The organism is Cupriavidus necator A5-1 (assembly GCF_000744095.1).
Lineage (GTDB): Bacteria > Pseudomonadota > Gammaproteobacteria > Burkholderiales > Burkholderiaceae > Cupriavidus > Cupriavidus necator_A.
The window spans coordinates 1,518,425-1,541,881 of sequence record NZ_JQLI01000008.1 but is presented as its reverse complement, the minus strand read 5'-3'; the positions used below and the strand labels follow the sequence as shown (position 1 = coordinate 1,541,881).

At 68.0% G+C, this 23,457-nt stretch carries 22 protein-coding genes and 2 pseudogenes; 13 read left to right on the top strand and 11 right to left on the bottom strand.

Annotated features, from left to right (window positions below; genetic code table 11):
- Positions 1–52: 52 nt before the first annotated feature.
- Positions 53–955 carry an RNA methyltransferase gene (locus K307_RS31275; protein ID WP_155301297.1) on the bottom strand — a complete coding sequence of 301 codons (903 nt, stop codon included), beginning with the start codon at positions 953–955 and terminating at the stop codon, positions 53–55.
- 187 nt (positions 956–1,142) lie between these two features.
- Here K307_RS31275 and K307_RS31270 point away from each other — a divergent pair, with 187 nt between their 5' ends.
- From K307_RS31270 to K307_RS31245, 6 genes and pseudogenes are all read left to right on the top strand, one after another.
- Entirely contained in the window at positions 1,143–1,958 is an 816-nt protein-coding gene (locus K307_RS31270; protein WP_042884827.1) for an inositol monophosphatase family protein, read from the top strand.
- 234 nt (positions 1,959–2,192) lie between these two features.
- Positions 2,193–2,405 (top strand): YdcH family protein, encoded by a 213-nt coding sequence (locus tag K307_RS31265; protein ID WP_042884826.1) that lies wholly within the window; start codon positions 2,193–2,195, stop codon positions 2,403–2,405.
- Between the two features lie 57 nt (positions 2,406–2,462).
- Positions 2,463–2,648: pseudogene (locus K307_RS31260) on the top strand (polyphosphate kinase 2); the annotation flags it as partial.
- A gap of 78 nt (positions 2,649–2,726) precedes the next feature.
- Positions 2,727–3,161, top strand: coding sequence for a universal stress protein (locus K307_RS31255; protein ID WP_042884824.1), 435 nt, complete (start codon positions 2,727–2,729; stop codon positions 3,159–3,161).
- A gap of 259 nt (positions 3,162–3,420) precedes the next feature.
- The gene (gene mutS / locus K307_RS31250; RefSeq protein WP_419187205.1) at positions 3,421–6,129 is read left to right on the top strand and encodes a DNA mismatch repair protein MutS; all 2,709 of its coding nucleotides are present in this window, start codon (positions 3,421–3,423) and stop codon (positions 6,127–6,129) included.
- Complete coding sequence (locus tag K307_RS31245) at positions 6,126–7,154, top strand: metallophosphoesterase family protein (RefSeq protein ID WP_042884823.1); 1,029 nt, start codon at positions 6,126–6,128, stop codon at positions 7,152–7,154. The genes mutS and K307_RS31245 overlap by 4 nt, the downstream gene beginning before the upstream one ends.
- A gap of 72 nt (positions 7,155–7,226) precedes the next feature.
- Here K307_RS31245 and K307_RS31240 read toward each other — a convergent pair whose 3' ends face one another.
- On the bottom strand, positions 7,227–7,754 hold the full coding sequence (locus K307_RS31240) for an FKBP-type peptidyl-prolyl cis-trans isomerase (protein ID WP_042884822.1): 528 nt from the start codon (positions 7,752–7,754) through the stop codon (positions 7,227–7,229).
- Between the two features lie 11 nt (positions 7,755–7,765).
- Between K307_RS31240 and K307_RS31235 the strand changes: the two genes are divergently transcribed.
- Positions 7,766–8,971 (top strand): cupin domain-containing protein, encoded by a 1,206-nt coding sequence (locus K307_RS31235; RefSeq protein ID WP_196251628.1) that lies wholly within the window; start codon positions 7,766–7,768, stop codon positions 8,969–8,971.
- 199 nt (positions 8,972–9,170) lie between these two features.
- On the top strand, positions 9,171–9,407 hold the full coding sequence (locus tag K307_RS46670; protein WP_080745275.1) for a hypothetical protein: 237 nt from the start codon (positions 9,171–9,173) through the stop codon (positions 9,405–9,407).
- 98 nt (positions 9,408–9,505) lie between these two features.
- Here K307_RS46670 and K307_RS31230 read toward each other — a convergent pair whose 3' ends face one another.
- From K307_RS31230 to K307_RS31200, 7 genes are all read right to left on the bottom strand, one after another.
- A complete protein-coding gene (locus tag K307_RS31230) occupies positions 9,506–10,294 on the bottom strand; it encodes an MBL fold metallo-hydrolase (RefSeq protein WP_042884821.1) in 789 nt (262 codons plus the stop codon).
- Between the two features lie 73 nt (positions 10,295–10,367).
- Positions 10,368–11,603: an outer membrane protein assembly factor BamC gene (bamC, locus tag K307_RS31225; protein ID WP_042884820.1), complete on the bottom strand. Its 1,236-nt coding sequence runs from the start codon at positions 11,601–11,603 to the stop codon at positions 10,368–10,370.
- 48 nt (positions 11,604–11,651) lie between these two features.
- Entirely contained in the window at positions 11,652–12,536 is an 885-nt protein-coding gene (gene dapA / locus K307_RS31220; RefSeq protein WP_042884819.1) for a 4-hydroxy-tetrahydrodipicolinate synthase, read from the bottom strand.
- A gap of 136 nt (positions 12,537–12,672) precedes the next feature.
- On the bottom strand, positions 12,673–13,263 hold the full coding sequence (locus K307_RS31215) for a class I SAM-dependent methyltransferase (protein ID WP_080745274.1): 591 nt from the start codon (positions 13,261–13,263) through the stop codon (positions 12,673–12,675).
- Between the two features lie 17 nt (positions 13,264–13,280).
- The gene (locus K307_RS31210; protein WP_042884818.1) at positions 13,281–13,946 is read right to left on the bottom strand and encodes a site-2 protease family protein; all 666 of its coding nucleotides are present in this window, start codon (positions 13,944–13,946) and stop codon (positions 13,281–13,283) included.
- Between the two features lie 75 nt (positions 13,947–14,021).
- Positions 14,022–14,645 (bottom strand): L-threonylcarbamoyladenylate synthase, encoded by a 624-nt coding sequence (locus K307_RS31205; protein WP_042884817.1) that lies wholly within the window; start codon positions 14,643–14,645, stop codon positions 14,022–14,024.
- 81 nt (positions 14,646–14,726) lie between these two features.
- The gene (locus K307_RS31200) at positions 14,727–15,572 is read right to left on the bottom strand and encodes a 3',5'-nucleoside bisphosphate phosphatase (protein ID WP_042884816.1); all 846 of its coding nucleotides are present in this window, start codon (positions 15,570–15,572) and stop codon (positions 14,727–14,729) included.
- Between the two features lie 158 nt (positions 15,573–15,730).
- Between K307_RS31200 and K307_RS31195 the strand changes: the two genes are divergently transcribed.
- Positions 15,731–16,807, top strand: coding sequence for an NAD(P)/FAD-dependent oxidoreductase (locus tag K307_RS31195; RefSeq protein ID WP_042884815.1), 1,077 nt, complete (start codon positions 15,731–15,733; stop codon positions 16,805–16,807).
- A 9-nt stretch (positions 16,808–16,816) separates the two neighbouring features.
- On the opposite strand, the gene K307_RS31190 is transcribed toward K307_RS31195, so the two are convergent.
- Positions 16,817–17,710 (bottom strand): alpha/beta fold hydrolase, encoded by an 894-nt coding sequence (locus K307_RS31190; RefSeq protein ID WP_042884814.1) that lies wholly within the window; start codon positions 17,708–17,710, stop codon positions 16,817–16,819.
- A 134-nt stretch (positions 17,711–17,844) separates the two neighbouring features.
- Here K307_RS31190 and K307_RS31185 point away from each other — a divergent pair, with 134 nt between their 5' ends.
- Both K307_RS31185 and K307_RS31180 read left to right on the top strand, forming a co-directional pair.
- Positions 17,845–19,575, top strand: coding sequence for an acyl-CoA synthetase (locus K307_RS31185; protein ID WP_042884813.1), 1,731 nt, complete (start codon positions 17,845–17,847; stop codon positions 19,573–19,575).
- A 107-nt stretch (positions 19,576–19,682) separates the two neighbouring features.
- A pseudogene (locus tag K307_RS31180) lies at positions 19,683–20,774 on the top strand (MFS transporter).
- 45 nt (positions 20,775–20,819) lie between these two features.
- Here the strand turns inward: K307_RS31180 and K307_RS31175 are convergent.
- Positions 20,820–21,674 carry a ferritin-like domain-containing protein gene (locus K307_RS31175; protein ID WP_042884812.1) on the bottom strand — a complete coding sequence of 285 codons (855 nt, stop codon included), beginning with the start codon at positions 21,672–21,674 and terminating at the stop codon, positions 20,820–20,822.
- Positions 21,675–21,844: 170 nt separating this feature from the next.
- Here K307_RS31175 and K307_RS31170 point away from each other — a divergent pair, with 170 nt between their 5' ends.
- On the top strand, positions 21,845–22,369 hold the full coding sequence (locus K307_RS31170; protein ID WP_042884811.1) for a gamma carbonic anhydrase family protein: 525 nt from the start codon (positions 21,845–21,847) through the stop codon (positions 22,367–22,369).
- 50 nt (positions 22,370–22,419) lie between these two features.
- Positions 22,420–23,421, top strand: a complete 1,002-nt coding sequence (locus tag K307_RS31165) for an Hsp33 family molecular chaperone HslO (RefSeq protein WP_042884810.1) — start codon at positions 22,420–22,422, stop codon at positions 23,419–23,421.
- The last annotated feature ends 36 nt before the right edge of the window (positions 23,422–23,457 follow it).

The following is a 23,457-nucleotide window of genomic DNA, read 5'->3' as shown; positions in this document are numbered from 1 at the left end:
AGGATGGCAGCACACGCGCTTGCCGCGTGCGCCTGCATCGTCCTGCATCGAATCACTCCGGGTTGCTGCCACTTGTCCTCGCTCCAGTCGCTGGTCCCCCGTCAGTGCTCCTATCGGGGGCCGGCTTGTCCTTGGCGGCGATCAGCATGTGCTTGGCGATGCCGCGCAGGATATTCACTTCTTCGCGCTCCAGGCCGCTGCGGGCCAGCAGCCGGCGCAGCCGGGTCATCAGCTTGCGCGGGTTGGACGGATCGAGAAAACCGATCGCCTCCAGGCCCGACTGCAGATGCCCGAACATGGCCTCGACCTGTTCGGCCGTGGCCGGCTCACCAGCATAGCCGATATTGACGCCCGCGTCCGACGGCGCGCCTGGCGCGTTAGCCGCATCCAGCAGCGCCAGCCGCAGCTCGTAGGCCACCAGCTGCACGGCCTGCGCCAGGTTCAGCGAGGTATAGGCCGGATTGGCCGGGATATGCGTGACCGCCGTGCAGCGCTCGACCACCTCGTTGGGCAGGCCGTAGCGCTCGTTGCCGAAGACGAAGGCGATGTCGCCGCTGCCGGCCAGCGTCTGGCAGGCGCGTTCCGCCGCCGCGCGCGGCAGCAGCCGGGGCGGGCCGAACTCGCGCTGGCGCGCGGTCATGGCCACAGTCAGCGCCGCGCCGGCCAGCGCTGCATCGATCTGGTCGACGATGGTGGCGCCCGCCAGCACATCGTCGGCGCCACTGGCCATGGCGATGGCGTCGGGATGGCGCAGCACATCGGGCTCGCGCGGCGAAACCAGCACCAGGGTGCCGAAGCCCATGGTCTTGATCGCGCGTGCCACCGAGCCGACATTGCCCGGGTGGCTGGTCTCGACAAGCACAAAGCGCACGCGGCCGAAGGCATCGCGCCGGGCGCCGCCTGCGTCAGGCTGCGCGGCGGATGGGGACTGGCTCGTATCGATGGCCGGGTTCATATACAATTCGGGGTTCTTCTTTGGCGCGGCGCCAGGTATTTGCTTGCTCGCGAGACTTTCGCGGCACATTTCAGACCGGCGACGCCCGACGTTCTTCTACAATCCGTTGTGTTGTCAGCTGCCCATGGGCGGGCGCGCGGTGCCATGAGCACCTCGCCGCTTCGTCTTGGCCGGCCTGGAGAGATTCATGCATCCGATGCTCAATATCGCCATCAAGGCGGCCCGCAAGGCGGGTTCCATCATCAACCGCGCGTCGCTCGACGTCGATCTGGTGCGCGTCTCGCGCAAGCAACACAACGATTTCGTTACCGAGGTGGACCGCGCCGCCGAAGCCGCGATCATCGAGGTCATCCGCACCGCCTACCCGGAACACGCCATTCTAGCGGAAGAGTCCGGCCAGTCCTGGGCCGAGGGCGAAGACGCGCACGAGTACACCTGGGTCATCGACCCGCTGGACGGCACCACCAACTTCATCCACGGCTTCCCCCAGTACGCGGTCTCGATCGCCCAGCTGCACCGCAGCACGCCGGTGCAGGCGGTGGTCTACGATCCGACCCGCGACGAACTGTTCACCGCCACCAAGGGCGCCGGCGCCTTCCTGAACAACCGCCGCATCCGCGTGACGCGACGCGACAAGCTGGCCGACTGCCTGATCGGCACCGGCTTCCCGTTCCGTGACCTGGAAGGCGTCGACGAATACCTGGAAATCTTCTCGCTGATGACGCGCAGCTGCGCCGGCCTGCGCCGCCCGGGGGCAGCCGCGCTAGACCTGGCCTATGTCGCCTGCGGCCGCCTGGACGGCTTCTTCGAGCGCGGCCTGAAGCCATGGGACATGGCCGCCGGCATGCTGCTGATCACCGAATCGGGCGGCCTGGTCGGCAACTACGCCGGCGAACCGCGCCAGATGGAACAAGGTGAAGTGCTGGCCGGCAACCCCAAGGCATTCGCCCAGATGGTGCGCCTGCTGTCGCCATTCTCGCTCGACAACGCCAAGCCCGCCTGATACCGGCATATGGCCGCCTGACGGCCATGCCGCGCAAACGCCCGCCGCACTCCCGCGGGCGTTTTGCTTTCTGCGTGCCGGACGCGCCAATGGTCCCGTCTCGCCAGCGCGCCAGAGACTCTTCCCATACCCCGGACGGGCATGATCCTGATCAAGGTCGCGCCGCCCTGCCCTCCCCAGAATGAAACCATGCGCCACGCACTGTGCGTGCGGCGCCAGCAGAGGAGAGCCAGGATGTTTCCCGAATACCGCGACCAGATCTCGGCCCTGAAGACCCAGGACGCCCACTTCGCCCGCCTGTTCCACCGCCACAATGCGCTGGACCAGGAAATCCGCAATATGGAAGCCGGCATCGTGCCTGCCGCCGGCTTCGAGATCGAGCGGCTCAAGAAGGAAAAGCTGCAGATCAAGGACCAGCTCTACGAAATCCTGCGCAACGCGGCCTGAGGGAGGACGGCAATGACGGACCAGGACACCACCCCGGCCCCCTCCCACACTTGCGCGGAGGCGATGTTCGCCCACACCGATACCGCCGATGCGCCGTGGACCGTGATCCGCTCGGACTGCAAGAAGCGCGCGCGGCTCAATGCGCTGCGCTACATCCTGGCACGCTTTCCCTACGCCAACCGCGACACCACCGCCATCGGCCAGCCCGATCCGCTGATCGTCGGGCGCGCACTAGCCAACTGAACCCGGCGCCGCCGCCATGCAAGCGGTGGCGCCCGCCGGATCGCCCCCATTTCTCCGCCCCTTACTTCAAAGGCCCCTATGTTCAAGCACATCCTGCTTCCCATCGATGGTTCCGAGCTTTCCCAGAAGGCCGTGTCCGCCGCCATCCAGTTTGCCCGCACCGCCACCGCGCGCCTCACGCCTTATATGTGCGTGGAGACGTACCCCTACTCGCTGACCAGCGACAGCAGCCATGAGAAGCGCGAGGTGTTCCAGCAACGCGTGGAAGCGCAGGCGCGCCAGGAACTCGCCAAAATCGAGGCCGCGGCGGCGCTGGCCGGCGTGCCGTGCACCGGGCACGTGTCGGCAGCCATGGCGCCGTACCACGGCATCATCAACGCCGCGCGCGAGTTGGACTGCGACGTGATCTTCATGGCCTCGCACGGCCGCCGGGGCATCAGCGGGCTGCTGCTGGGCAGCGAGACGCAGAAGGTGCTAACGCACAGCGACGTGCCGGTGCTGGTGTTCCGCTGACGGCACGCCGCTGACGGGATTTCCGGCGCCAAAGGCACCGTGGCGCGGCGCCCGATTTGGCGCGGCAGCCGGGGTCCCGTGCTGTACCATATCGCCCATACTCGAAAACGCCCCTTCGCGCACGGCCCCAGGCCGCCGGACGACCGCCCTGTAGGCCCTGAAAGCCCCCGCGCGGCCGCCATCCGGACCGCGCCAGGGTGGCGATCCGTGCGGAGCGGGCGGCACAGCGCAGCCCCACCGCCAGACAGGCTAAATGGCAATGGGATTGCAGAAGAAAACAGACCCCGAACAGGTACAGGCGCAGGCAGATTCGGGCGCCAGCCGCCACACGCCAATGATGCAGCAGTACCTGCGCATCAAGGCAGACCACCCCGACACCCTGCTGTTCTACCGCATGGGTGACTTCTACGAGCTCTTCCACGACGACGCAGAGAAGGCGGCGCGCCTGCTCGATATCACGCTCACTGCCCGCGGCGCCTCCAACGGCGTGCCGATCCGCATGGCGGGCATCCCCTTCCATTCGGCGGACCAGTACCTGGCGCGTCTGGTCAAGCTGGGCGAGTCGGTGGCGATCTGCGAGCAGATCGGCGACCCGGCCACCAGCAAGGGGCCGGTGGAGCGCAAGGTGGTGCGGATCGTCACCCCGGGCACGCTGACCGATGCCGCGCTGCTGCCGGACAAGGCCGATACCTTCCTGATGGCCGTGCACCAGCAGACCACGCGCCGCGGGATCAGCAAGACCGGGCTGGCATGGCTGAACCTGGCCAGCGGCGAGCTGCGCCTGATGGAATGCGAGGTGGCGCAGCTGGGCCGCGAGCTGGAGCGCATCCGCCCGGCCGAGCTGCTGTACGCCGATGGCATCGAGCTGCCCGCGCTGGCCTGCGCGCGTACCCGCCTGCCCGAATGGCATTTCGACCAGGATGCCGGCACGCGCCGGCTGCGTGAGCAACTGGGCGTGGCCAGCCTGGATCCGTTCGGCTGCGCCGGACTGGGCGCGGCCCTGGGTGCCGCCGGCGCGCTGCTGAACTACGCCGCCACCACACAGGGCCAGTCGCTGCGCCATGTGCAGGGCGTGAAAGTCGAGCGCGAATCGGAGTACGTCGGCATCGATTCGGCCACGCGCCGCAACCTGGAGCTGACCGAGACGCTGCGCGGCGGCGAGTCGCCGACGCTGTTCTCGCTGCTCGACACCTGCTGCACGGCGATGGGCAGCCGCGCGCTGCGCCACTGGCTGCACCACCCGCTGCGCGACCCCGCGGTACCGCAGGCACGCCAGCAGGCAATCGGCGAGCTGATCGGCCAGGGCACCGACGCGCTGCGCGCGGCGCTGCGCCGGCTGGCCGACGTCGAGCGCATTACCGCGCGACTGGCGCTGCTGGGCGCGCGCCCGCGCGACCTGTCGTCGCTGCGCGATACGCTGCGCGCGCTGCCTGACGTGCAGGCCTGCATCCGCGCCGGCGACGACAGCCTCCTGCTGGCCCGGACGCTGGGCGAACTGGCCGTGCCGCAGGACTGCCTGGAGCTGCTGGTGCGCGCCGTCGCCGAAGAGCCGGCCACCGTGGTGCGCGACGGCGGCGTGATCGCGCGCGGCTACGACAAGGATCTGGACGAGCTGCGCGATATTTCCGAGAACTGCGGCCAGTTCCTGATCGACCTGGAAGCACGCGAACGCACCCGCACCGGCATCGCCAACCTGCGCGTCGAGTTCAACCGCGTGCACGGCTTCTATATCGAGGTCACCAACGGCCAGGCCGACAAGGTGCCCGACGACTACCGCCGCCGCCAGACGCTGAAGAACGCCGAGCGCTACATCACGCCCGAGCTGAAGGCGTTCGAGGACAAGGCGCTGTCGGCGCAGGACCGCGCGCTGGCGCGCGAGAAGCAGCTCTACGACGGCCTGCTGCAGGCACTGCTGCCGCATATCGGCGAGCTGCAGCGCGTGGCGGGCGCGCTGGCGCGCCTGGACGTGCTGGCGGCGCTGGCCGAGCGCGCGCAGACGCTGGACTGGTCCGCGCCGGAGCGCGTCGCCGAGAACGTGATCGATATCGTGCAGGGCCGCCACCCGGTGGTCGAAGGCCAGCTCGCGGCGGAATCGGTGGCGTTTATCGCCAACGACTGCCAGCTCAACGAAGCGCGCAAGCTGCTGCTGATCACCGGCCCGAACATGGGCGGTAAATCGACCTTCATGCGCCAGACCGCGCTGATCGTGCTGCTGGCCTGCGTGGGCGCCTATGTGCCGGCGCGACGCGCGGTGATCGGGCCGATCGACCGCATCTTCACCCGCATCGGCGCTGCCGACGACCTGGCGGGCGGGCGCTCCACCTTCATGGTGGAGATGACCGAGGCCGCCGGCATCCTGCACCACGCCACACCGGCGTCGCTCGTGCTGATGGACGAGATCGGGCGCGGCACCTCCACCTTCGACGGGCTGGCGCTGGCGTGGGCGATCGCGCGCCACCTGCTGTCGCACAACCGCAGCCATACGCTGTTTGCCACGCACTATTTCGAGCTGACGCAACTGCCGCAGGAATTCCCGCAGGCCGCCAACGTGCACCTGTCGGCGGTCGAGCATGGCGACGGCATCGTGTTCCTGCACGCGGTGCAGGACGGCCCCGCCAGCCAGAGCTACGGCCTGCAGGTGGCGCAGCTGGCGGGCGTGCCGCAGCCGGTGATCCGCGCCGCGCGCAAGCACCTGGCCTGGCTGGAGCAGCAATCGGCCGATGCCACGCCCACGCCGCAACTGGACCTGTTTGCCGCGCCGCCAACGCCGGACAGCGACGAGGACGAGGACGAGGACGAGGACGCATACGCTGCATCCGAGGCCCCCGCTGCACGCCTTGCGCCGGAACAGGCCGCGGTGATCGATGCCCTGACCGACCTGGACCCGGACAGCCTGACGCCGCGCGCCGCGCTGGAGGCGCTGTACCGACTCAAGGCGCTCGCAGGCGAGGCCGTCGACACGGCATGAACGCCTCGCGTCGGGCCCTGATTGCCGTGCTGCTGCCGCTGCTGTGCGCGGCCGGCACGGCTTGGGCCGCGCCGGCCGGCCGCGGTGGCAAGGCACAGCCCAAGCCGCAGGTGACCCGCATCGCACTGATCGCCGACCTGCCGCAATGGCCTGCCGCCGAAGCCAATGCGGCAACGCTGCTCGACTATTTCGCCGAGCGCAAGCTCGACCTGGTGATCCACGCGGGCGGCATCAAGGGCGATACGGAATCGTGCAGCGACGCGGTGCTGACCAGCCGCCAGCAGCTGTTGGACCGGTCGCCGCTGCCGCTGGTCTACGTGCCCGGCGAGACCGACTGGGCCGAATGCAAGCTGCCGGTCAACGGCAGCTTTGACGCGGTCGAACGGCTGAACCGGCTGCGCGAACTGTTCTTCCCCGAGGACGCCACGCTGGGCCGCCATCCGCGGCCGGTGCTGCGGCAATCGGACCAGGCGCTGTTCCGCAGCTTTCGCGAAAACATGCGCGTGAGCGTGGGCGAGGTCCTGATCGTCGGCCTGAACGTGCCCGGCGACAACAACCACTACCGCAACGAGGGCGGGCGCAACAGCGAGTTCGAGGACCGGCGCGAGGCCAACCGGCAGTGGCTGGCGCGCGCGTTCTCGGTGGCGCGGCAGCGGGACATGGACGGCATCGTGGTGGTCACGCACGGTGACCCGCACTTTGCCAACGGCTGGGAGAAGAAGGGCCGCCCGTCGCTGCTGGACGGCTTCCTGCGGCACCGCACGCGCGACGGCTATCTCGAGTTCAAGCGCCAGCTGCGCGAGCTGGCCGCGCGTTTCCGCGGCCAGGTGCTGCTGGTGCATGCCGGCGAGAACGGCTTCAGCATCGACAAGCCGCTGCGCGATACTGCCGGCAAACCTCTGCAAAACTTCACGCGCGTGTCGCTGCCGAACGACACGGTGTCGCAGTGGGTCGAGCTGGTGATCATGCCGGGCGCGGGGTCGCCGTTCTCGGTGCTGCTCAAGGACGCGCCGACCGTTCACTGAACGCGTTCGCTGCCGCCAGGAAATGAAAAAGCCGGCTATGCCGGCTTTTTCATGGGGCCCTGGGGAGCAAAATCAGTGCAGCGTGCGCGGGGTATCGTCGTCCTCGTCCTCGTCCACCACCTCGACTCCGGAAGCGCCATGGGCGTGGCCGTGCTCGATTTCCTCGGCGGTGGCTTCGCGCACTTCGGCAACCTTCAGCCAGAAGCGCAGCGCCATGCCGGCCAGCGGATGGTTGCCGTCCAGCACCACCTTGTCCTCGGCCACGTCGGTCACGGTGTAGATGACGGAGTCTTCTTCGTCGCCATCTTCCGGCATGCCTTCGAACTGCATGCCGACTTCCAGCGGCTCGGGGAAACGGTTGCGCGCCTCGACCTTTACCAGATCGGAATCGTAGTCGCCGAACGCGTCTTCCGGCTCCAGCTGCAGCTGGGTCTCGAAGCCTGTGTCATGGCCGTCGAGCGCTTCCTCGATCTTGGGGAACGTGCCATCATACCCGCCGTGCAAATAGACCATGGCTTCATCTGACTCCTCGATCAGATTGCCCTGCGCGTCTGAAAGCTTGTACATCACGGACACTACCGTGTTCTTAGCGATTTTCAATTCTTGACTCCATGAACGATTCCGCATTATACGCGCAGGCCCTGCCCCCTGGCCCCGTCGATCCAGACACTCCGCTCGGCCTGCTCGGTGGCATGACGCCTGCTGCATTCATGCGGGATGTCTGGCACCAAAAGCCCTTGCTCATTCGACAGGCGGTGCCTGAAATCGTGCCGCCTGTGTCGCGCGATGCGCTTTTCGACCTTGCCGACCGCGACGATGTCGAATCGCGACTGGTGACGCACTTCCGTAACCGCTGGAATCTCGAACATGGTCCATTTGCGCGCGAAAACCTACCCGCCGTCAAGACCCGGCAGTGGACTTTGCTGGTGCAGGGCGTGAACCTGCACGATGCCGCCGCGGCGGAACTGATGGGCCGCTTCCGTTTCGTGCCCGATGCGCGCCTGGATGACCTGATGATCAGCTACGCCACCGACGGCGGCGGCGTAGGCCCGCACTTCGACTCCTACGACGTGTTCCTGCTGCAAGTCTCTGGCCGGCGGCGCTGGCGCATCTCGTCGCAGACCAGCCTGGAACTGGTGCCCGACATGCCGCTGAAGATCCTTGCCGACTTCAGCGCCGAACAGGAGTGGGTGCTGGAGCCTGGCGACATGCTGTACCTGCCGCCGCAATACGCGCACGATGGCGTTGCCGAGGGCGAATGCATGACCTGCTCGATCGGTTTCCGCGCCCCGGCTTATCGCGAACTGGCCGGGCATTTTCTCGCGTGGCTCTCGGAGACGGTCGAGGACAACGAAGACCTTGGCGGCCGTTATGCCGACCCCGGCGAGCGCGCCGCGGCGCGCCCCGCGCAATTGCCCGCGGGCATGGCCAAGGCCGTCGCCGATCGACTGAAGGCGCTGCAATGGAACAGCCAGATGGTGTCTGAATTCCTGGGCAGCCACTTGTCCGAGCCCAAGCCCGGCGTCGAGTTTGCCGAGATATCCGACATTCCCCCGCGCCGTTATGCGAAACTGGCGGCCCAGCATGGCGTCGTGCTTGCATCGGCATCGATTGCACTGTACGACCGGGCCAATTTCTTTCTGAATGGCGAAGCTTACGAACCCCCGTCAGAACTGATGCCCTGGCTGAAAAAGCTGGCCGATTATCGCCACCTTAGTGGCGAAGATGTTGCAGCCTGCGCGGACTTGCCAGACCTGATGGAAACTTTCCATCACTGGACGCTTGAAGGGTGGTTACTGTTGGGCCCGCGCCTGTAATAATGCGTAACAATGCGAATCAGCAAATTTCTGCGCTACACAAGCCGGGAAAACGCGGATATAATCGGCGGCTGGCTAGTACTGTGGACCACTGCATATGTCGGCACCCGGGAGGGCCTCTATTTTGCAGTTCAAGAGCGATAATTACCGGTAATTATTCATCGCCTGTTTTCCGTTATTACAAGTTAAAGGACGAACAATGAAGAAGTCTCTCCTGATCGCATCGCTGCTGGCCGCTGTTGCTCTCGCCGCCTGCGGCAAGAAGGAAGAACCGGCTGCTCCGGCCGCTGACACGGCTGCTCCGGCTGCCGCCGCTCCGGCTGCTGAAGCTTCGGCTCCGGCTGCTCCGGCTCCGGCCGCTGCTGAAGCCTCGGCTCCGGCTGCAGAAGCCTCGGCTCCGGCTGCAGAAGCCTCGGCTCCGGCTGCCAAGCAGTAATCGGTTCCTCACCGATTAAAAAAACCGGCCTTCGGGCCGGTTTTTTTATTTGGCGCGCCGCCACGATTCTGCGGCCGCCGCTTGCACATCCCGCGGCGTCAGGCGCGCACCGCCTGCCAGCCCAGCCCCTCATCCTGATCCGCCACCAGCACATCGGTTGGCAGCGCGCCCAATGCGGCCGCCAGCGCACCGGTGGCCAGTTCGCGCGTGTTGTTCTGCTTGCTGAGATGCGCCGCGACCACGCGGTTCAGGCCCGCATGGGCCACCTGCCCCAGGATGCTCGCCGCCACTTCATTGGCCAGGTGGCCGAAGTCGCCGCCGATGCGCCGCTTCAGCGAAGCCGGATAGACCGAATTGCGCAGCATCTCGCGGTCATGGTTGCATTCGAGCACCAGGGAGTCGACCGCTGACAGGCGCGCGGTCACGTAGGGCGTCTCCATCCCCGCATCGGTCAGCACGCCCAGCCGCGCCCGTCCGTCGGACAGCACGAACTGCAGCGGCTCGCGTGCGTCGTGCGGCACGGTGTACGGCATCACCTGCAGGCTGCCGATGCCGAACGCATGGTCGGCGCAGCAGACCCGCACATCGGCCACGTCGGCGCCGCGCAGATGCGAAGTGGCCAGCCAGGTGCCGTGGCTGGTGTAGACGGTCAGGCGATGGCGGGCCGCAAAGGCGTAGGCCGAGCCGACATGGTCGCCGTGCTCGTGCGTCACCAGCACCGCGTCGAGCTGGTCCGGCGTGACGCCCAGGCGCTCCAGGCGCCGGGCGGTCTCGCGGATGCCGAAACCGCAGTCCAGCAGTACGCGGGTGGTGGTGGTGCCTTCGCGGGATTCGATCAGCAGCGAGTTGCCCTCGCTGCCGCTGCCAAGGAAGGCGAAGCGCATCATGAATGCGCCCGCCCTGGCCTGCCCTGCCGACGCGTGGTGCGCCGGCCGGTTGATATGCCGGTCACCCGCCGGCTCAGTGCAATTGCTCGTCGAGCAGCGACAGGATGCGCTTGCCGATTTCGCCGCTCTCGGGCTGGCCAGCGTCGTTGAGCACCGTCACCAGCGTACCGCTGCCGGTGCCCTTGAGCGACACGCGGTACTTCTTGGCGGTCTTGGGATCGTCTGGCTTGGTGAACAGCTTGGAGAAGAAGCCGCGGCTGTCGGCAACGGTGCGCGGGTCGACATAGCGCACGTAGTACAGCCCCTGGGCGCGGTCGCGGTCTTCGACGGTGAAGTTGACGCGATCCAGCGACAGCCCGACCGAGCGCCAGGCGCGGTCGAACGGTTCGGGGATCTGCAGCGCCGGGGCGCCATTGACCTGGGCCAGGTACGACTTGCCCGTCGCCGCGCCTTCTGCCGGGGCAGCGGTGCCCGCGGCAGCAGCAGCGGTACCGGTAGCAGCAGAAGCTGCGGCACTGCCGGCCGCAGCCGGGTTCTTGGCCATGCGGTCGGCCTGTTCCTTCTGCACGCCCAGGCGCTGGGCCAGGCGCGACAGGAATTCGGCTTCCAGCTCAGGATCGGCCGCACGCGGCGTCCACACCGTGCTGGACTTGTCGATGCCGGTCAGCTGCTCCTGCGCACCGCGGTGGCTGATGAAGACCTCCAGCGTGCCGTTCTGCGAACGCTCGACGCGGGTGCGGAACTTGTCGCGCTCCGAGGTCGAGTACAGGCCGTCGAACACCTTGCCGATGGTATTGCGGATGATGTCCTGCGGGATCTTGGCGCGGTTCTCGGCCCAGTCGGTTTCCATGATGCCAGTCTCGGGCGAGTCCTGCACCAGCAGGAAACCGCTTTCCTGCCAGAAGCCGCGCAGCTGCTGCCACAGCTGGTCGCCGCGCATGCCGTTGCTGATCACCAGCCAGCGCGTGTTGCCGTCACGCTCCATGCGGATGCCCTGCGCGGAGGGCAGCACGTTCTCGGTCGGGGATTGCTCGCGTACCCGGGTGGCCTGGCTGTAGTTCGACAGCGTCGAGGTGCCGTTCTGGTCGGGCACCGAATAACGGCGATCGCCCTCCAGCTTGGTCAGGTCGGGCGGGATATCCAGCGTAGGCGTGCGCTTCGAGGCCGACGACTTGTAGTCGATCTTGTCGGGCTGCATCGCCTCGTTGATGCTGCTGCAGCCGGTAATCACGCCCGCGGCGAGCACGGGCACAACCAGAGCGGCGCGGCGGACTTGCGTCGCGCCGCGGCGGTTAAGCTTCAGTTTCATTGACACGCAATCCTAGTTGAGGGAGCGACAGCAAGACGCCGCGGAAAATCAGGCCAGCAGGCCGGCGGCGGCCAGTGCCTTGCGTACGGTTTCGTGGTTGCCCTCGGACAGCGGGGTCAGCGGCAGGCGGATACCGCCTTCCATCCTGCCCATCTGCTGCAGCGCCCACTTGACCGGGATCGGATTGGCTTCGACGAACATGGCCTTGTTCAGTCCGATCAGTTCCATATGCAGGCGGCGTGCGGTGACGACGTCGCCCTTGAGCGCCGCGACGCACATCTCGTGCATCTTGCGCGGCGCCACGTTCGCGGTGACCGAGATATTACCGTGGCCGCCCAGCAGGATCAGCGCAACGGCCGTGGGGTCGTCGCCGCTGTAGATGGCAAAGCCTTCCGGCGCGTCGTTGATCAGTTGCGCAGCGCGGTCGATATTGCCAGTGGCTTCCTTGACGCCAACGATCCCCGGCACCTGCGCCAGGCGCAGGATGGTCTCGTTGCTCATGTCCGCGACCGTGCGGCCCGGCACGTTGTACAGCAGCACCGGCAGGTCCACCGCTTCCGCGATGGTGCGGAAATGGCGGTACATGCCTTCCTGGGTCGGCTTGTTGTAGTACGGCACGACCTGCAGCGACGCATCGGCGCCCACCTTCTTGGCGAAGGCCGTCAGCTCGATGGCTTCCTTGGTGGAATTGCCGCCGGTACCCGCGATGATCGGGATGCGCTTGCCGGCCTGTTCCACGGCGACGCGGATCAGCTCGCAATGCTCCTCGACGGTAACCGTCGGGGACTCGCCAGTGGTGCCCACGATCACGATGGCGTCGGTGCCTTCGGCCACGTGCCAGTCGACCAGTGCGCGCAGGGCCGGGAAGTCCAGGCTGCCGTCCTCATGCATCGGGGTGACGATGGCGACGATGCTGCCGGTAATCTGTGTCATAAGGTTAGGGATTCGGGATGCGAATAACGGGATTGTACCGGAACCGCAGGTCGCTTCGACCGCTGTCCGGACAGGGGTTGCTACCAACTGTATCAACGTGTGCAGCGGCATTCTCGCCGACCGCCCGAGGCCAGGGTCACGGCTCCAGGCGGTAGCGTGCCGGGGCAGCCGCATCGCCGGTGGAATCCGCCGCGCGCACCGCACATAGCCGCTGGACGAAGGCTGTTTTCGGCACTTCGGTGACGCCGTCCTCGTAGGCGATCACACGCAGGCCATGCGCATGCGCCACCTCGAGCAATTCGCCCGGACGCAGCAGGAAATCCGGCCGCGACGGCTTGCCGACGGTCTCGTTGCCCGCGGCAAAGGTCTCGTACAGCCACACGCCGCCCGGCGCCAGCGCGGCGGCCAGGTGCGGCCACAGCGGCCGGTGCAGGTAGTTGGTGACGACGATGGCGTCGAACGGCGCCTCCCCCGCCAGCGGCCAGCCGCCCTGCTCCAGGTCGGCCACACGGCCGCTGACGCCCGCCGGCAGGCCGGCGATGGCATCGGCATCGCGGTCGACCGCCAGCACCGCATGGCCGCGCGCGGCCAGCCAGGCGGCATGGCGGCCGCTGCCGCAGGCCAGGTCGAGCACGCGCGCGCCCGGGCGCAGCAGGTGGGCCCAGCGCGTGACCCAGGGAGATGGTTCTGAAAGTCCGGCATGCGATGCGGGTTGCAGCGGCATCATGGCATTACACCTCCCGCTCACTGCAGCAGCATCACGATCGGGCGCAGCATCAGCTCGATCAGCGACATCAGCAAGTTGACCACTGGCGTCATCCAGATCGTGGTGATCACGCCCGCCGCCACCAGCGCCAGCACCACGAAGATGCCGTAGGGCTCGATGCGGGACACCGCGCGGGCTATGCCCTGCGGCAGCAGCGCGGTCAGCACGCGGCCGCCGTCCAAAGGCGGCACCGGGAACAGGTTGAAGGCGGCCACCACCAGGTTGACGCGCACGCCGGCCAGCGCCATCTCGCCGAAGAACGGCTCGCGCACGCCGCCCCAGGTCAGGCCGATCGCCAGCAGCACCCAGACGAAGGCCTGCACCACGTTGCTGGCGGGCCCGGCCAGCGCCACCCACATGCCGTGCCAGCGCGGGTTGCGCAGGCGCTCGAACACCACCGGCACCGGCTTGGCGTAGCCGAACACGAACTGGCCGCTGGTCATGATGTAGAGCAGCAGCGGCACCGCGATCGTGCCGATCGGGTCGATATGGCGGATAGGGTTCAGGCTGACGCGCCCGAGCGCATAGGCCGTGTTGTCGCCGAAGAGCTTGGCCACATAGCCGTGCGAAGCCTCATGCAGCGTGATGGCGAACAGCACCGGCAGGGCATAGACCGCGAAGGTCTGGATAAGGGAGGAATCCATGGTCCCTATTGTAACGGCCCGGCAGGCTGCCAGGCGCAGGACGGCGCACCTGTTGCGGCGTCCGTGGCGGCGCGCTCAGAGCCCGAAGCGCTCGACGTCGCCGCGGCCGGCGCGCACCAGTTCGGGCTCGCCGCCGGTCAGGTCGATCACCGTGGTCGGCTGCGCCGGCGCCGGCCCGCCGCACACCACCAGGTCAAGCTGCTTTTCCAGCCGGGCGCGGATTTCGGACGGGTCGTTGAGCGGCTTCTCGTCGCCAGGCATCTGCAGCGTGGCCGAGATCAGCGGCTCGCCGGTCTCGCCCAGCAGCGCCAGCGGAATGGCATGGTCGGGCACGCGCACGCCGATGGTCTTGCGCGCCGGGTGCGAGAGCCGCCGCGGCACTTCCTTGGTCGCTTCCAGGATAAACACGTAGGGGCCCGGCGTGGCGCCCTTGATCCAGCGGTACTGCCGGTTGTCGACGCGGGCGAAGTTGCCGATCTCGGACAGGTCGCGGCACATCAGCGTCAGGTGGTGGCGGTCGTCGACGCCGCGCAGCCGGCGCAGGCGCTCGACCGCGTGCTTGTCGTCGAGCTGGCAGGCGAGCGCGTAGCTGGAGTCGGTCGGCAGCGCGATCAGCCCGCCCTTCTGCAGGATCTGGGCGGCCTGCTTGATCAGGCGCGACTGCGGGTTGAGCGGATGGATCTCGAAGTACTGGGACATGGGCCAGGTGTCGGTAACGGATGCTGACAGATCGGGGGATCGTAATGGAGGCTCATGGGAGGCCCATGCCGGGCATGCGCCTTACCAGTCGTGCCAGACCGGCGTGACCGACGGCGGCAGCGGCGGCAGCGCGCCCAGCTCCACCCGCCCTTCGCCGGGGCCGTGGAAGTCCGTGCCGCGCGAGGCCAGCAGCCCGTAATGGCGCGCCACGTCGGCATAGCGGCGGTACTGGTCCGGCGTATGGCTGCCGGTCACGACCTCGACCGCGCCGCCGCCCAGTGCGGTGAATTCGTCGAACAGCGCATCGTGCTGGGTGACGGTGTAGTTGTAGCGGCCCGGGTGCGCCATCACGGCAATGCCGCCGGCGGCGCGGATCCAGCCGATCGCATCCGCCAGGCTGGCCCAGCGGTGGCCGACATAGCCCGGACGGCCTTCGGACAGGTATTCGCTGAAGACATCGCCGATGGTGGCGCAATGGCCCTCATCGACCAGCCAGCGCGCGAAGTGCGTGCGCGAGATCAGGTCCGGGTTGCCCACGTACTTGAGCGCGCCTTCGAAGGCGCCGCCGATGCCGACCCTGGCCAACGCTTCGCCGATATCGCGGGCGCGGCGTGCGCGGCCGGAGCGGGTGTCAGTCAGGCCGTCGATCAGTTCGGGACAGAACGGGTCGATCTGCAGGCCGACGATATGGACGGTCTGCCCCGCCCAGGTCACCGAAATCTCCACGCCCGGCACATAGCGCATGCCGAATTCTTCCGCCGCGGCGCGCGCCTCGGCCTGTCCGGCCAGCTCGTCATGGTCGGTCAGCGCCCACATCGCGACCCCCGCATCGCGGGCGAGTTGCGCCACCGCGCGGGGCGACAGCGTGCCGTCGGACACGGTGGAATGGCAGTGCAGGTCGGCGTTGAGGGCGTGGGCGTTTTGCATGGGGCCATTCTACTCTTGTCGCCCCGGCTTGCGTGACGCCGGCGTGCCCTGGCAAAGCCCTGCCGGCAACGCTGGCGTCGGCGAAAACTGGCCTTGCGGGGGGTATAGTCGGGCTTTGCACCGTCTTCTTCGGGCGCTTGGTGTGCCCGCCATGCTCAATGTCCAACGACACCTCCCCCGCCGTCACCACCACCGACGTACTGATCGTGGGCGCCGGCCCGGTCGGGCTGTTCGCCGCGTTCCAGGCCGGCGTGCTCGGCCTCAAATGTGAACTGATCGATGTGCTCGACCGCGCCGGCGGCCAGTGCACTGAGCTCTACCCCGAGAAACCGATCTACGACATCCCCGCCGTGCCGGGCTGCCTGGCGCAGGAGCTGGTGGACCGGTTGCTGGAACAGTGCGAGCCGTTTGCCTTCCCGATGCACTTCGGCCAGCGCGCCGAGAGCCTGTCCGAAATCCCGGCGGAGCCGCCGCAGGATGGCCATCCCGCCCGCCAGCGCCTGCTGGTGACCACTGACGGCGGCAAGCGCTTCGATGTCGCCGCGGTGCTGATCTGCGCGGGTGCCGGCGCCTTTGCGCCGCAGCGCGTGTCGCTGCCGGAAGCACCGGCGCTGGAAGGCCGCCACGTGCACTACGCCGTGCGCGACGTGTCGCGCTTTGCCGGCAAGCGCGTGGTGGTGGCCGGCGGCGGCGACTCGGCGCTGGACTGGGCGCTGGCGCTGCGCAAGGTGGCCGCGCGCGTGACGCTGCTGCACCGGCGCGAGGGCTTCCGCGCCGCCGATGGCACCGTCGCCGAGATGCGCGAGGCCGTGGCGGCCGGCGAGATGGATTTCGTGGTCGGCATGCTGGGCGCGCTGCGTACCGCCGGGGAAGGTGGCGCGCTCACCGAAGTCGAGGTGCGCACGCGCGACGGCAGCACGGCCGTGCCCGCCGACGAACTGGTGGCGCTGTACGGCCTGGTGTCGGAGCCGGGCCCGATCGCGCAATGGGACATGGACATGCGCGCCGGCCGCATCCTGGTCGACACCACCACCTACGAAAGCTCGCGCCGCGGCATCTTTGCCGCGGGCGATATCGCGTTCTACACCAACAAGCAGAAGCTGATCCTGTCAGGCTTCCATGAAGCCGCGCTGGCGCTGCGCCGCGCTTACCACTATGCCTTCCCGGAAAAGGCACTGGTGCACGTGCACACCAGCAACAACGCCGCGCTGAAGGAAAAGCTCACGCACGCCTGAGCGGCAGCGTCAGCTGCAGAAGGACTCGACCAGTGCCGCCACTGCGGCGGGCTGGTCGTGGTGCAGCATGTGGCCGGCATCGTCGACCATCTCTTCACGGAAATCGCGGAAGGCGCGGAAGCGCTCCTTGAACTCGGCGATGGTCTGCTTGTGGGCGATATGGCGCAGCGTGTCCGAGTCGCGCGCTTCCACGTGCAGCACCGGCGCGCTGACCTGCTCCCAGATCGCCATTACTTCGTCGACCCGGTACAGCATCGGATTGACCAGCTTGTGCGCGGGATCGCCCAGGATCTCCCAGCGGCCATCGGCATTCTGGCGCGACCAGTGCGCGGCGAGAAAGGCGGCGCGGTCGTCCGGCAGCCGCGGATTGGTCTTCTGCAGCCGGGCGGCGACACCCTCCACGCTGTCATACGTCTTCAGTTCGGCTCCCGCGCGCAGTTCGTCGAGCCAGCGCGCATAGCGCCTCGGCGCATGCTGCGGCCGCGTCGCCGTCATGCCGAAGCCCTCCAGGTCCACCACGCGGCGCACGCGCTCGGGGCGGATGCCGGCGTACAGGCAGATCACGTTGGCGCCCATGCTGTGGCCGACCAGGTCCACCTGCCCTTCAGGCTGGTAATGGTCGAGCAGCGCCTCCAGGTCGGCGATGTAGTCGCCGAACCAGTAGGACTGCGTGCCCGGATAGCGCGTGGGCCAGTCGGTCTCGCCAAACCCGCGCCAGTCCGCCGCGATCACGTGCCAGTCGCCGCGCAGGTGGTCGACCAGGAACTGGAACGACGCGGCCACATCCATCCAGCCATGCAGCATGAACAGCTTGCGTGCGCCGGGTGTGCCCCAGTGGCGCACGTGGTAGCGCAGCCCGCGCAACGTGATAAATTCAGACCGCGAGGTTTCCTTGATTGTCATTGTCTCCACCCTTGTGCCGGGGTCTTCCTGCCGCTGAGCGCGGCGCCGCGGGGGTGGCAGGGAAGCCCGAACAAAATAGAACGATCGTTCGCTTGCGGGATTATAGCGCCGGGCGGACCTACAGGAGACCTTGGATGGCCGCAGCTGCCTTGCCGGCAAGCCGGCGCGACGATTACCGCGCGCTGTACGAATCCTACCGCTGGGAAATCCGCCCGCAGTTCAATATCGCCGAGGCCTGCTGCGGACGCTGGGCGCGCGAGCCGGCCACCATGGACCGCATCGCCGTCTACACCGAGCATGAGGACGGTCGCCGCAATGCCCATACCTTCGCCTACATCCAGGCCGAGGCCAACCGGCTCTCGGCGGCGCTGCGCGCGCTGGGCGTGGCGCGCGGCGACCGCGTCGCGATCGTGATGCCGCAGCGGATCGAAACCGTGATCGCGCATATGGCGATCTACCAGCTCGGTGCGATCGCGATGCCGCTGTCGATGCTGTTCGGGCCCGAGGCCCTAGCCTACCGCATCGCGCACAGCGAAGCCAACGTGGCCATCGCCGACGAGACCTCGATCGACAACGTGCTGGTCGCGCGCCCGGAATGCCCGACGCTGGCCACCGTGATCGCCGCAGGCGACGCGCACGGGCGCGGCGACCACGACTGGGACATGCTGCTGGCCGCGCAACTGCCCACCTTCACCGCCGAACAGACCAAGGCCGACGAGGCCGCGGTGCTGATCTACACCAGCGGCACCACCGGCCCGCCCAAGGGCGCGCTGATCCCGCACCGCGCGCTGATCGGCAACCTGACCGGCTTCGTCTGCTCGCAGAACTGGTATCCGCAGGACGATGACGTGTTCTGGAGCCCCGCCGACTGGGCCTGGACCGGCGGCCTGTGGGATGCGCTGATGCCGGCGCTGTACTTCGGCAAGCCCATCGTCGGCTACCAGGGGCGCTTCTCCGCCGAGCGCGCCTTCGAGTTGCTGGAGCGCTACGCCGTCACCAACACCTTCCTGTTCCCGACCGCGCTCAAGCAGATGATGAAGGCCTGCCCCGAGCCGCGGCAGCGCTATGCGATTAAGCTGCGCGCGCTGATGAGTGCCGGCGAGGCGGTGGGCGAGACCGTGTTCGGCTGGTGCCGCGACGCGCTGGGCGTGATCGTCAACGAGATGTTCGGCCAGACCGAGATCAACTACATCGTCGGCAACTGCACCGCGCAATATGACGATGAACGGCTGGGCTGGCCGGCGCGGCCAGGCTCGATGGGACGCCCCTACCCCGGCCACCGCGTGCAGGTGATCGACGACGAAGGCCGGCCCTGCCCGCCGGGCCACGACGGCGAGGTCGCGGTGTGCGCGACCGATATCGCCGGGCATCCGGATCCGGTGTTCTTTCTCGGCTACTGGAAGAATGACGCCGCGACCGAAGCCAAGTACGTCGAGCGCGACGGCCTGCGCTGGTGCCGCACCGGCGACCTGGCGCGCGTCGATGCCGACGGCTATCTCTGGTACCAGGGACGTGCGGACGATGTCTTCAAGTCATCGGGCTACCGCATCGGGCCGAGTGAGATCGAGAAATGCCTGCTCAAGCATCCGGCAGTGTCGAACTGCGCCGTGGTGCCCTCGCCCGATCCCGAGCGCGGCGCGGTGGTCAAGGCCTTCGTGGTGCTGACGCCGGCGGTGGCGCGCTCGTTCGACGGCGATGCGGCGCTGGTGGCGGAATTGCAGGCGCATGTGCGCGGGCAGCTCGCGCCGTATGAGTATCCGAAGGCGATCGAGTTTATCGACCAGTTGCCGATGACGACCACCGGCAAGATCCAGCGGCGGGTGTTGCGGCTGCTGGAGGAAGAGCGCGCAGGCAAGCGCCCCTAGGAGTCTGCGCGGCAGAAGGATTGAAAAATGAGCGCTCGAAAATCGACCTCTCAGAATCGCGCAGGATCGATTTATTCGAGGAGGGTAAGGCGTCGAGGACCCCTGAAATTGCCTCGTTTTGCAGCACCGGGCTTCTGCCGCGCAGACTCCTAGCCGTTTCCGAACCGCTTGCCGGTCAGTTGGTCACCATCTACGCCTTCGGTTCGCTGATCGCCGCGATCCCGCTGACCGCGGCCACGCAAGGCATGCGGCGACGGCCGCTGCTGGTGCTTGCCATCGCGGGATTTGCCGTCGCCAACTCGGTGACGGCTGTGTCCGGGGCAGCTATTTCCTGACGATGGCGGCGCGCTTTCTCGCCGGCGTATCGGCCGGGCTGCTGTGGGCGCTGCTGGCGGGCTATGCCGCGCGCATGGTGCCCGAGCACCTGAAGGGCCGTGCCATTGCAGTCGCGATGGTGGGCATTCCGCTGGCCTTGTCGCTGGGCGTGCCGTCCGGGACCTTGCTCGGCGCCATCATGGGCTGGCGCGCGTGCTTCGGCATCATGAGCGTGATGACGCTGGGCCTGGTTGCCTGGGTCCTGGCCAGCGTGCCGGATTTTGCCGGCCAGCCTGCGAGCCAGCAGCTGCCGCTCGCGCGCGTCTTCACCTTGCCGGGCGTGCGCACCGTGCTGTTCGTGACGCTTGCCTACGTGCTGGCGCACAACATCCTCTATACCTATATCGCGCCGTTCCTGCGCGAAGCCAACGCCGTGGGCGCGGCTGGATCTTGTCCTGCTGGCATTTGGCGTGGCATCGCTGGTCGGCATCTGGATCACGGGTGTCCTGATCGACAAGTGGCTGCGGGCGCTGACGCTGGCGAGCACAGTGCTGTTCGGGCTTGCGGTGCTGGCGCTCGGCGCGGGGGGCGTGTCCGCCGCCGTCATCTACAGTGCCGCCGCGATCTGGGGCGTGGGCTTCGGCGGGGTCTCGACGCTGTTCCAGACGGCGATCGCGAAAACCGCCGGGCCGTCCGCTGACGTGGCCCAGTCGATGCTGGTCACCGCCTGGAACATCGCCATTGCCGGCGGTGGCGTCATCGGTGGCTTGCTGCTGGATGGCCCTAGCATCGGTGCCTTCCCGCCCGTGGTGGTGGCGTTGCTGGCCGCAACCTGGCTGGCGGCCTGGTCGGCGCGTAAACATGGCTTTCCGCCGCACGGCTGAGGACGGGCAGTCCCCGGGGGGTGGCCAGGCAGGGTAGGCCGGGCTTTAGCCGGCCGATGCCTCCAGCCAGGCCAGCTCATCTTCGTCAAACCCGGCCGCGCGCCGCGCATCAAGGTTGAACGGCCCACGCAGCTTCGGCGCACGGTACTGCTCGGCCAGCTGCGCGTAGGTGGCAACCGGCTCCAGCCCCCGCTGCGCGCACAGCCAGCGGTACCAGTGATTGCCGATCGCAACGTGGCCGACCTCGTCGCGCAGGATGATGTCAATGATGGCCGCCGCCGCATGGTCGCCCGCCCCCGCCAGCTTGGCGCGCACCGGCGGCGAGGCATCCAGCCCGCGCGCCTCCAGCGTGCGGGGCACCAGCGCCATGCGCGCCAGCACGTCGCCGGCGGTCTTGTCGGTCATCTCCCACAGGCTGTTGTGCGCCGGGAAATCGCCATAGGCCGCGCCCAGCGTGCCGAGGTGGTCGGCCAGCAGCGTGAAGTGGTACGCCTCTTCATCGGCCACGCGCAACCAGTCGCGGTAGTAGGCGGGCGGCATGCCGGCAAAACGCCAGACTGCGTCGAGCGCCAGGTTGATCGCGTTGAATTCGATATGGCACAGCGCATGGATCATCGCCGCTCGGCCGGCCGGGGTATGCAGCGAGCGGCGCCGCTCGACGTCCTGCGGCGCGACCAACGGCGGCCGCTCGGGACGGCCCGGGATGCAGCCGGTGTGTCCGGCTTTGATCGATTCATCCGCGCCCAGTGCTGCATCCGGCAGCGCCATCGCCTGACGATACAGCGCCCGCGCCGCCGCGGCCTTGGCGCGCGCATCCGTCATGCACAGCACCGCCAGCGCGTGGCGGCGTGGCGAAAGTGATGGATCAGGCAAAGCCGCGGCGGGAGTTTTTTCTGGCATGGGCGTAAAATCCGGTCTGCCGCCATTGTAGGGCCTCGCCGACACCCCGCTGCCGCGAGGGTCGCGCAGCCCGTGGCACCCCGGCTCGCGGCCGCACCGCACCCCCACCGACCCTTTAAAGTCCGGCGGCAACCCCCATTTCAACAAAAGCCTTTCGTGCAGGAGACCTCATGGCGCTTTACCAGCTCGGCGACGTCAAGCCCAATATCGACAGCGATGCCTACGTGGCCCCTGAAGCCACCGTCATCGGCAACGTGACCCTCAAGTCCCGCGCCAGCGCCTGGCCCGGTGTCGTGATCCGCGGCGACAACGAGCCGATCGTGGTAGGCCACGACACCAATATCCAGGAGGGCTCCGTGCTGCACACCGACCCGGGCTGCCCGCTGACCCTGGGCGACAAGGTCTCGATCGGCCACCAGGCCATGCTGCACGGCTGCACCGTCGGCGAAGGCTCGCTGATCGGCATCCAGGCCGTGGTGCTGAACCGCGCCGTGATCGGCAAGGAGTGCCTGGTCGGCGCCGGCGCCGTGGTCACCGAGGGCAAGGTCTTCCCGGACCGCTCGCTGATCCTGGGCGCGCCGGCCAAGGTGGTGCGCCAGTTGACCGACGCAGACGTCGCCAACCTGTACCGCAACGCCGAGACCTACGCCACGCGCCAGGCCATATACAAGCAACAGCTCAAGCGGATCGGCTGAACCCAGTCCAGCGCCCCGCGGCAGCACTTACCGAAGCATCAACAGACATTGTGACCGATACCACCACCCCCGACACCCTGCAGAAGTTCCTGTTCGACGCGGCCCCCGTGCGCGGCGAGCTGGTGCGCATGGAAGCCACCTGGCAAGAAGTGCTGGGCCGCCACAGCTACCCCGCGCCGGTCCGCCGGCTGCTGGGCGAGATGATGGCCGCCGCGGCGCTGCTGTCGGCCAACCTGAAGTTCAACGGCGCACTGGTGATGCAACTGCACGGCGACGGCCCGGTGCGCATGCTGGTGGTGGAGTGCCTGTCCGACCTGTCGATGCGCGCCACCGCCAAGCTGGCGGAAGGCGCCGAGATTGCCGACGACGCCACGCTGGCCGACATGGTCCACGCCCACGGCCACGGCCGCTTCGCCATCACGCTGGACCCGAAGGACAAGCTGCCGGGCCAGCAGCCGTACCAGGGCATCGTGCCACTGGCCGACGCCCACGGCCCGCTGGCCTCGATCAGCGCCGTGCTGGAGCACTACATGCATGCCTCGGAGCAGCTCGACACGCGCCTGTGGCTGGCCGCGGACGACCACGTCGCCGCCGGCATGCTGCTGCAGAAGCTGCCTGCCTATGGCGGCACCGCGGAAGTCGGCGAAACCGGCGCGCCGCTGGCCAGCCACGCGCGCGCGCAGGACCTGGACACCTGGGACCGCGCCGTGCAGCTGGGCACCACGCTCAAGGCCGACGAACTGCTGGCCGAGACGCCCGACACGCTGCTGCGCCGCCTGTTCTGGGAAGACCTGCAGGATGCTGGCCTGCGCGTGTTTGAGCCGCTGACGCCGCATTTTCACTGCTCGTGCTCGCGCCCAAAGGTGGCGGGCATGCTGCAGTCGCTGGGCCAGGACGAGATCGAGAGCATCATCGCCGAGCGCGGCAATGTCGAGATCCATTGCGATTTCTGCGGCCAGCGCTATGAGTTCGACCCGGTCGACTGCGCCCAGCTGTTCTCGCCCACGCATATCGCCACCGGCGCCGGAGCCGGCGCGCACCAGCACCACTAAGCGCGGGCGCACACCACGGCGGAACACCAGGAAGGT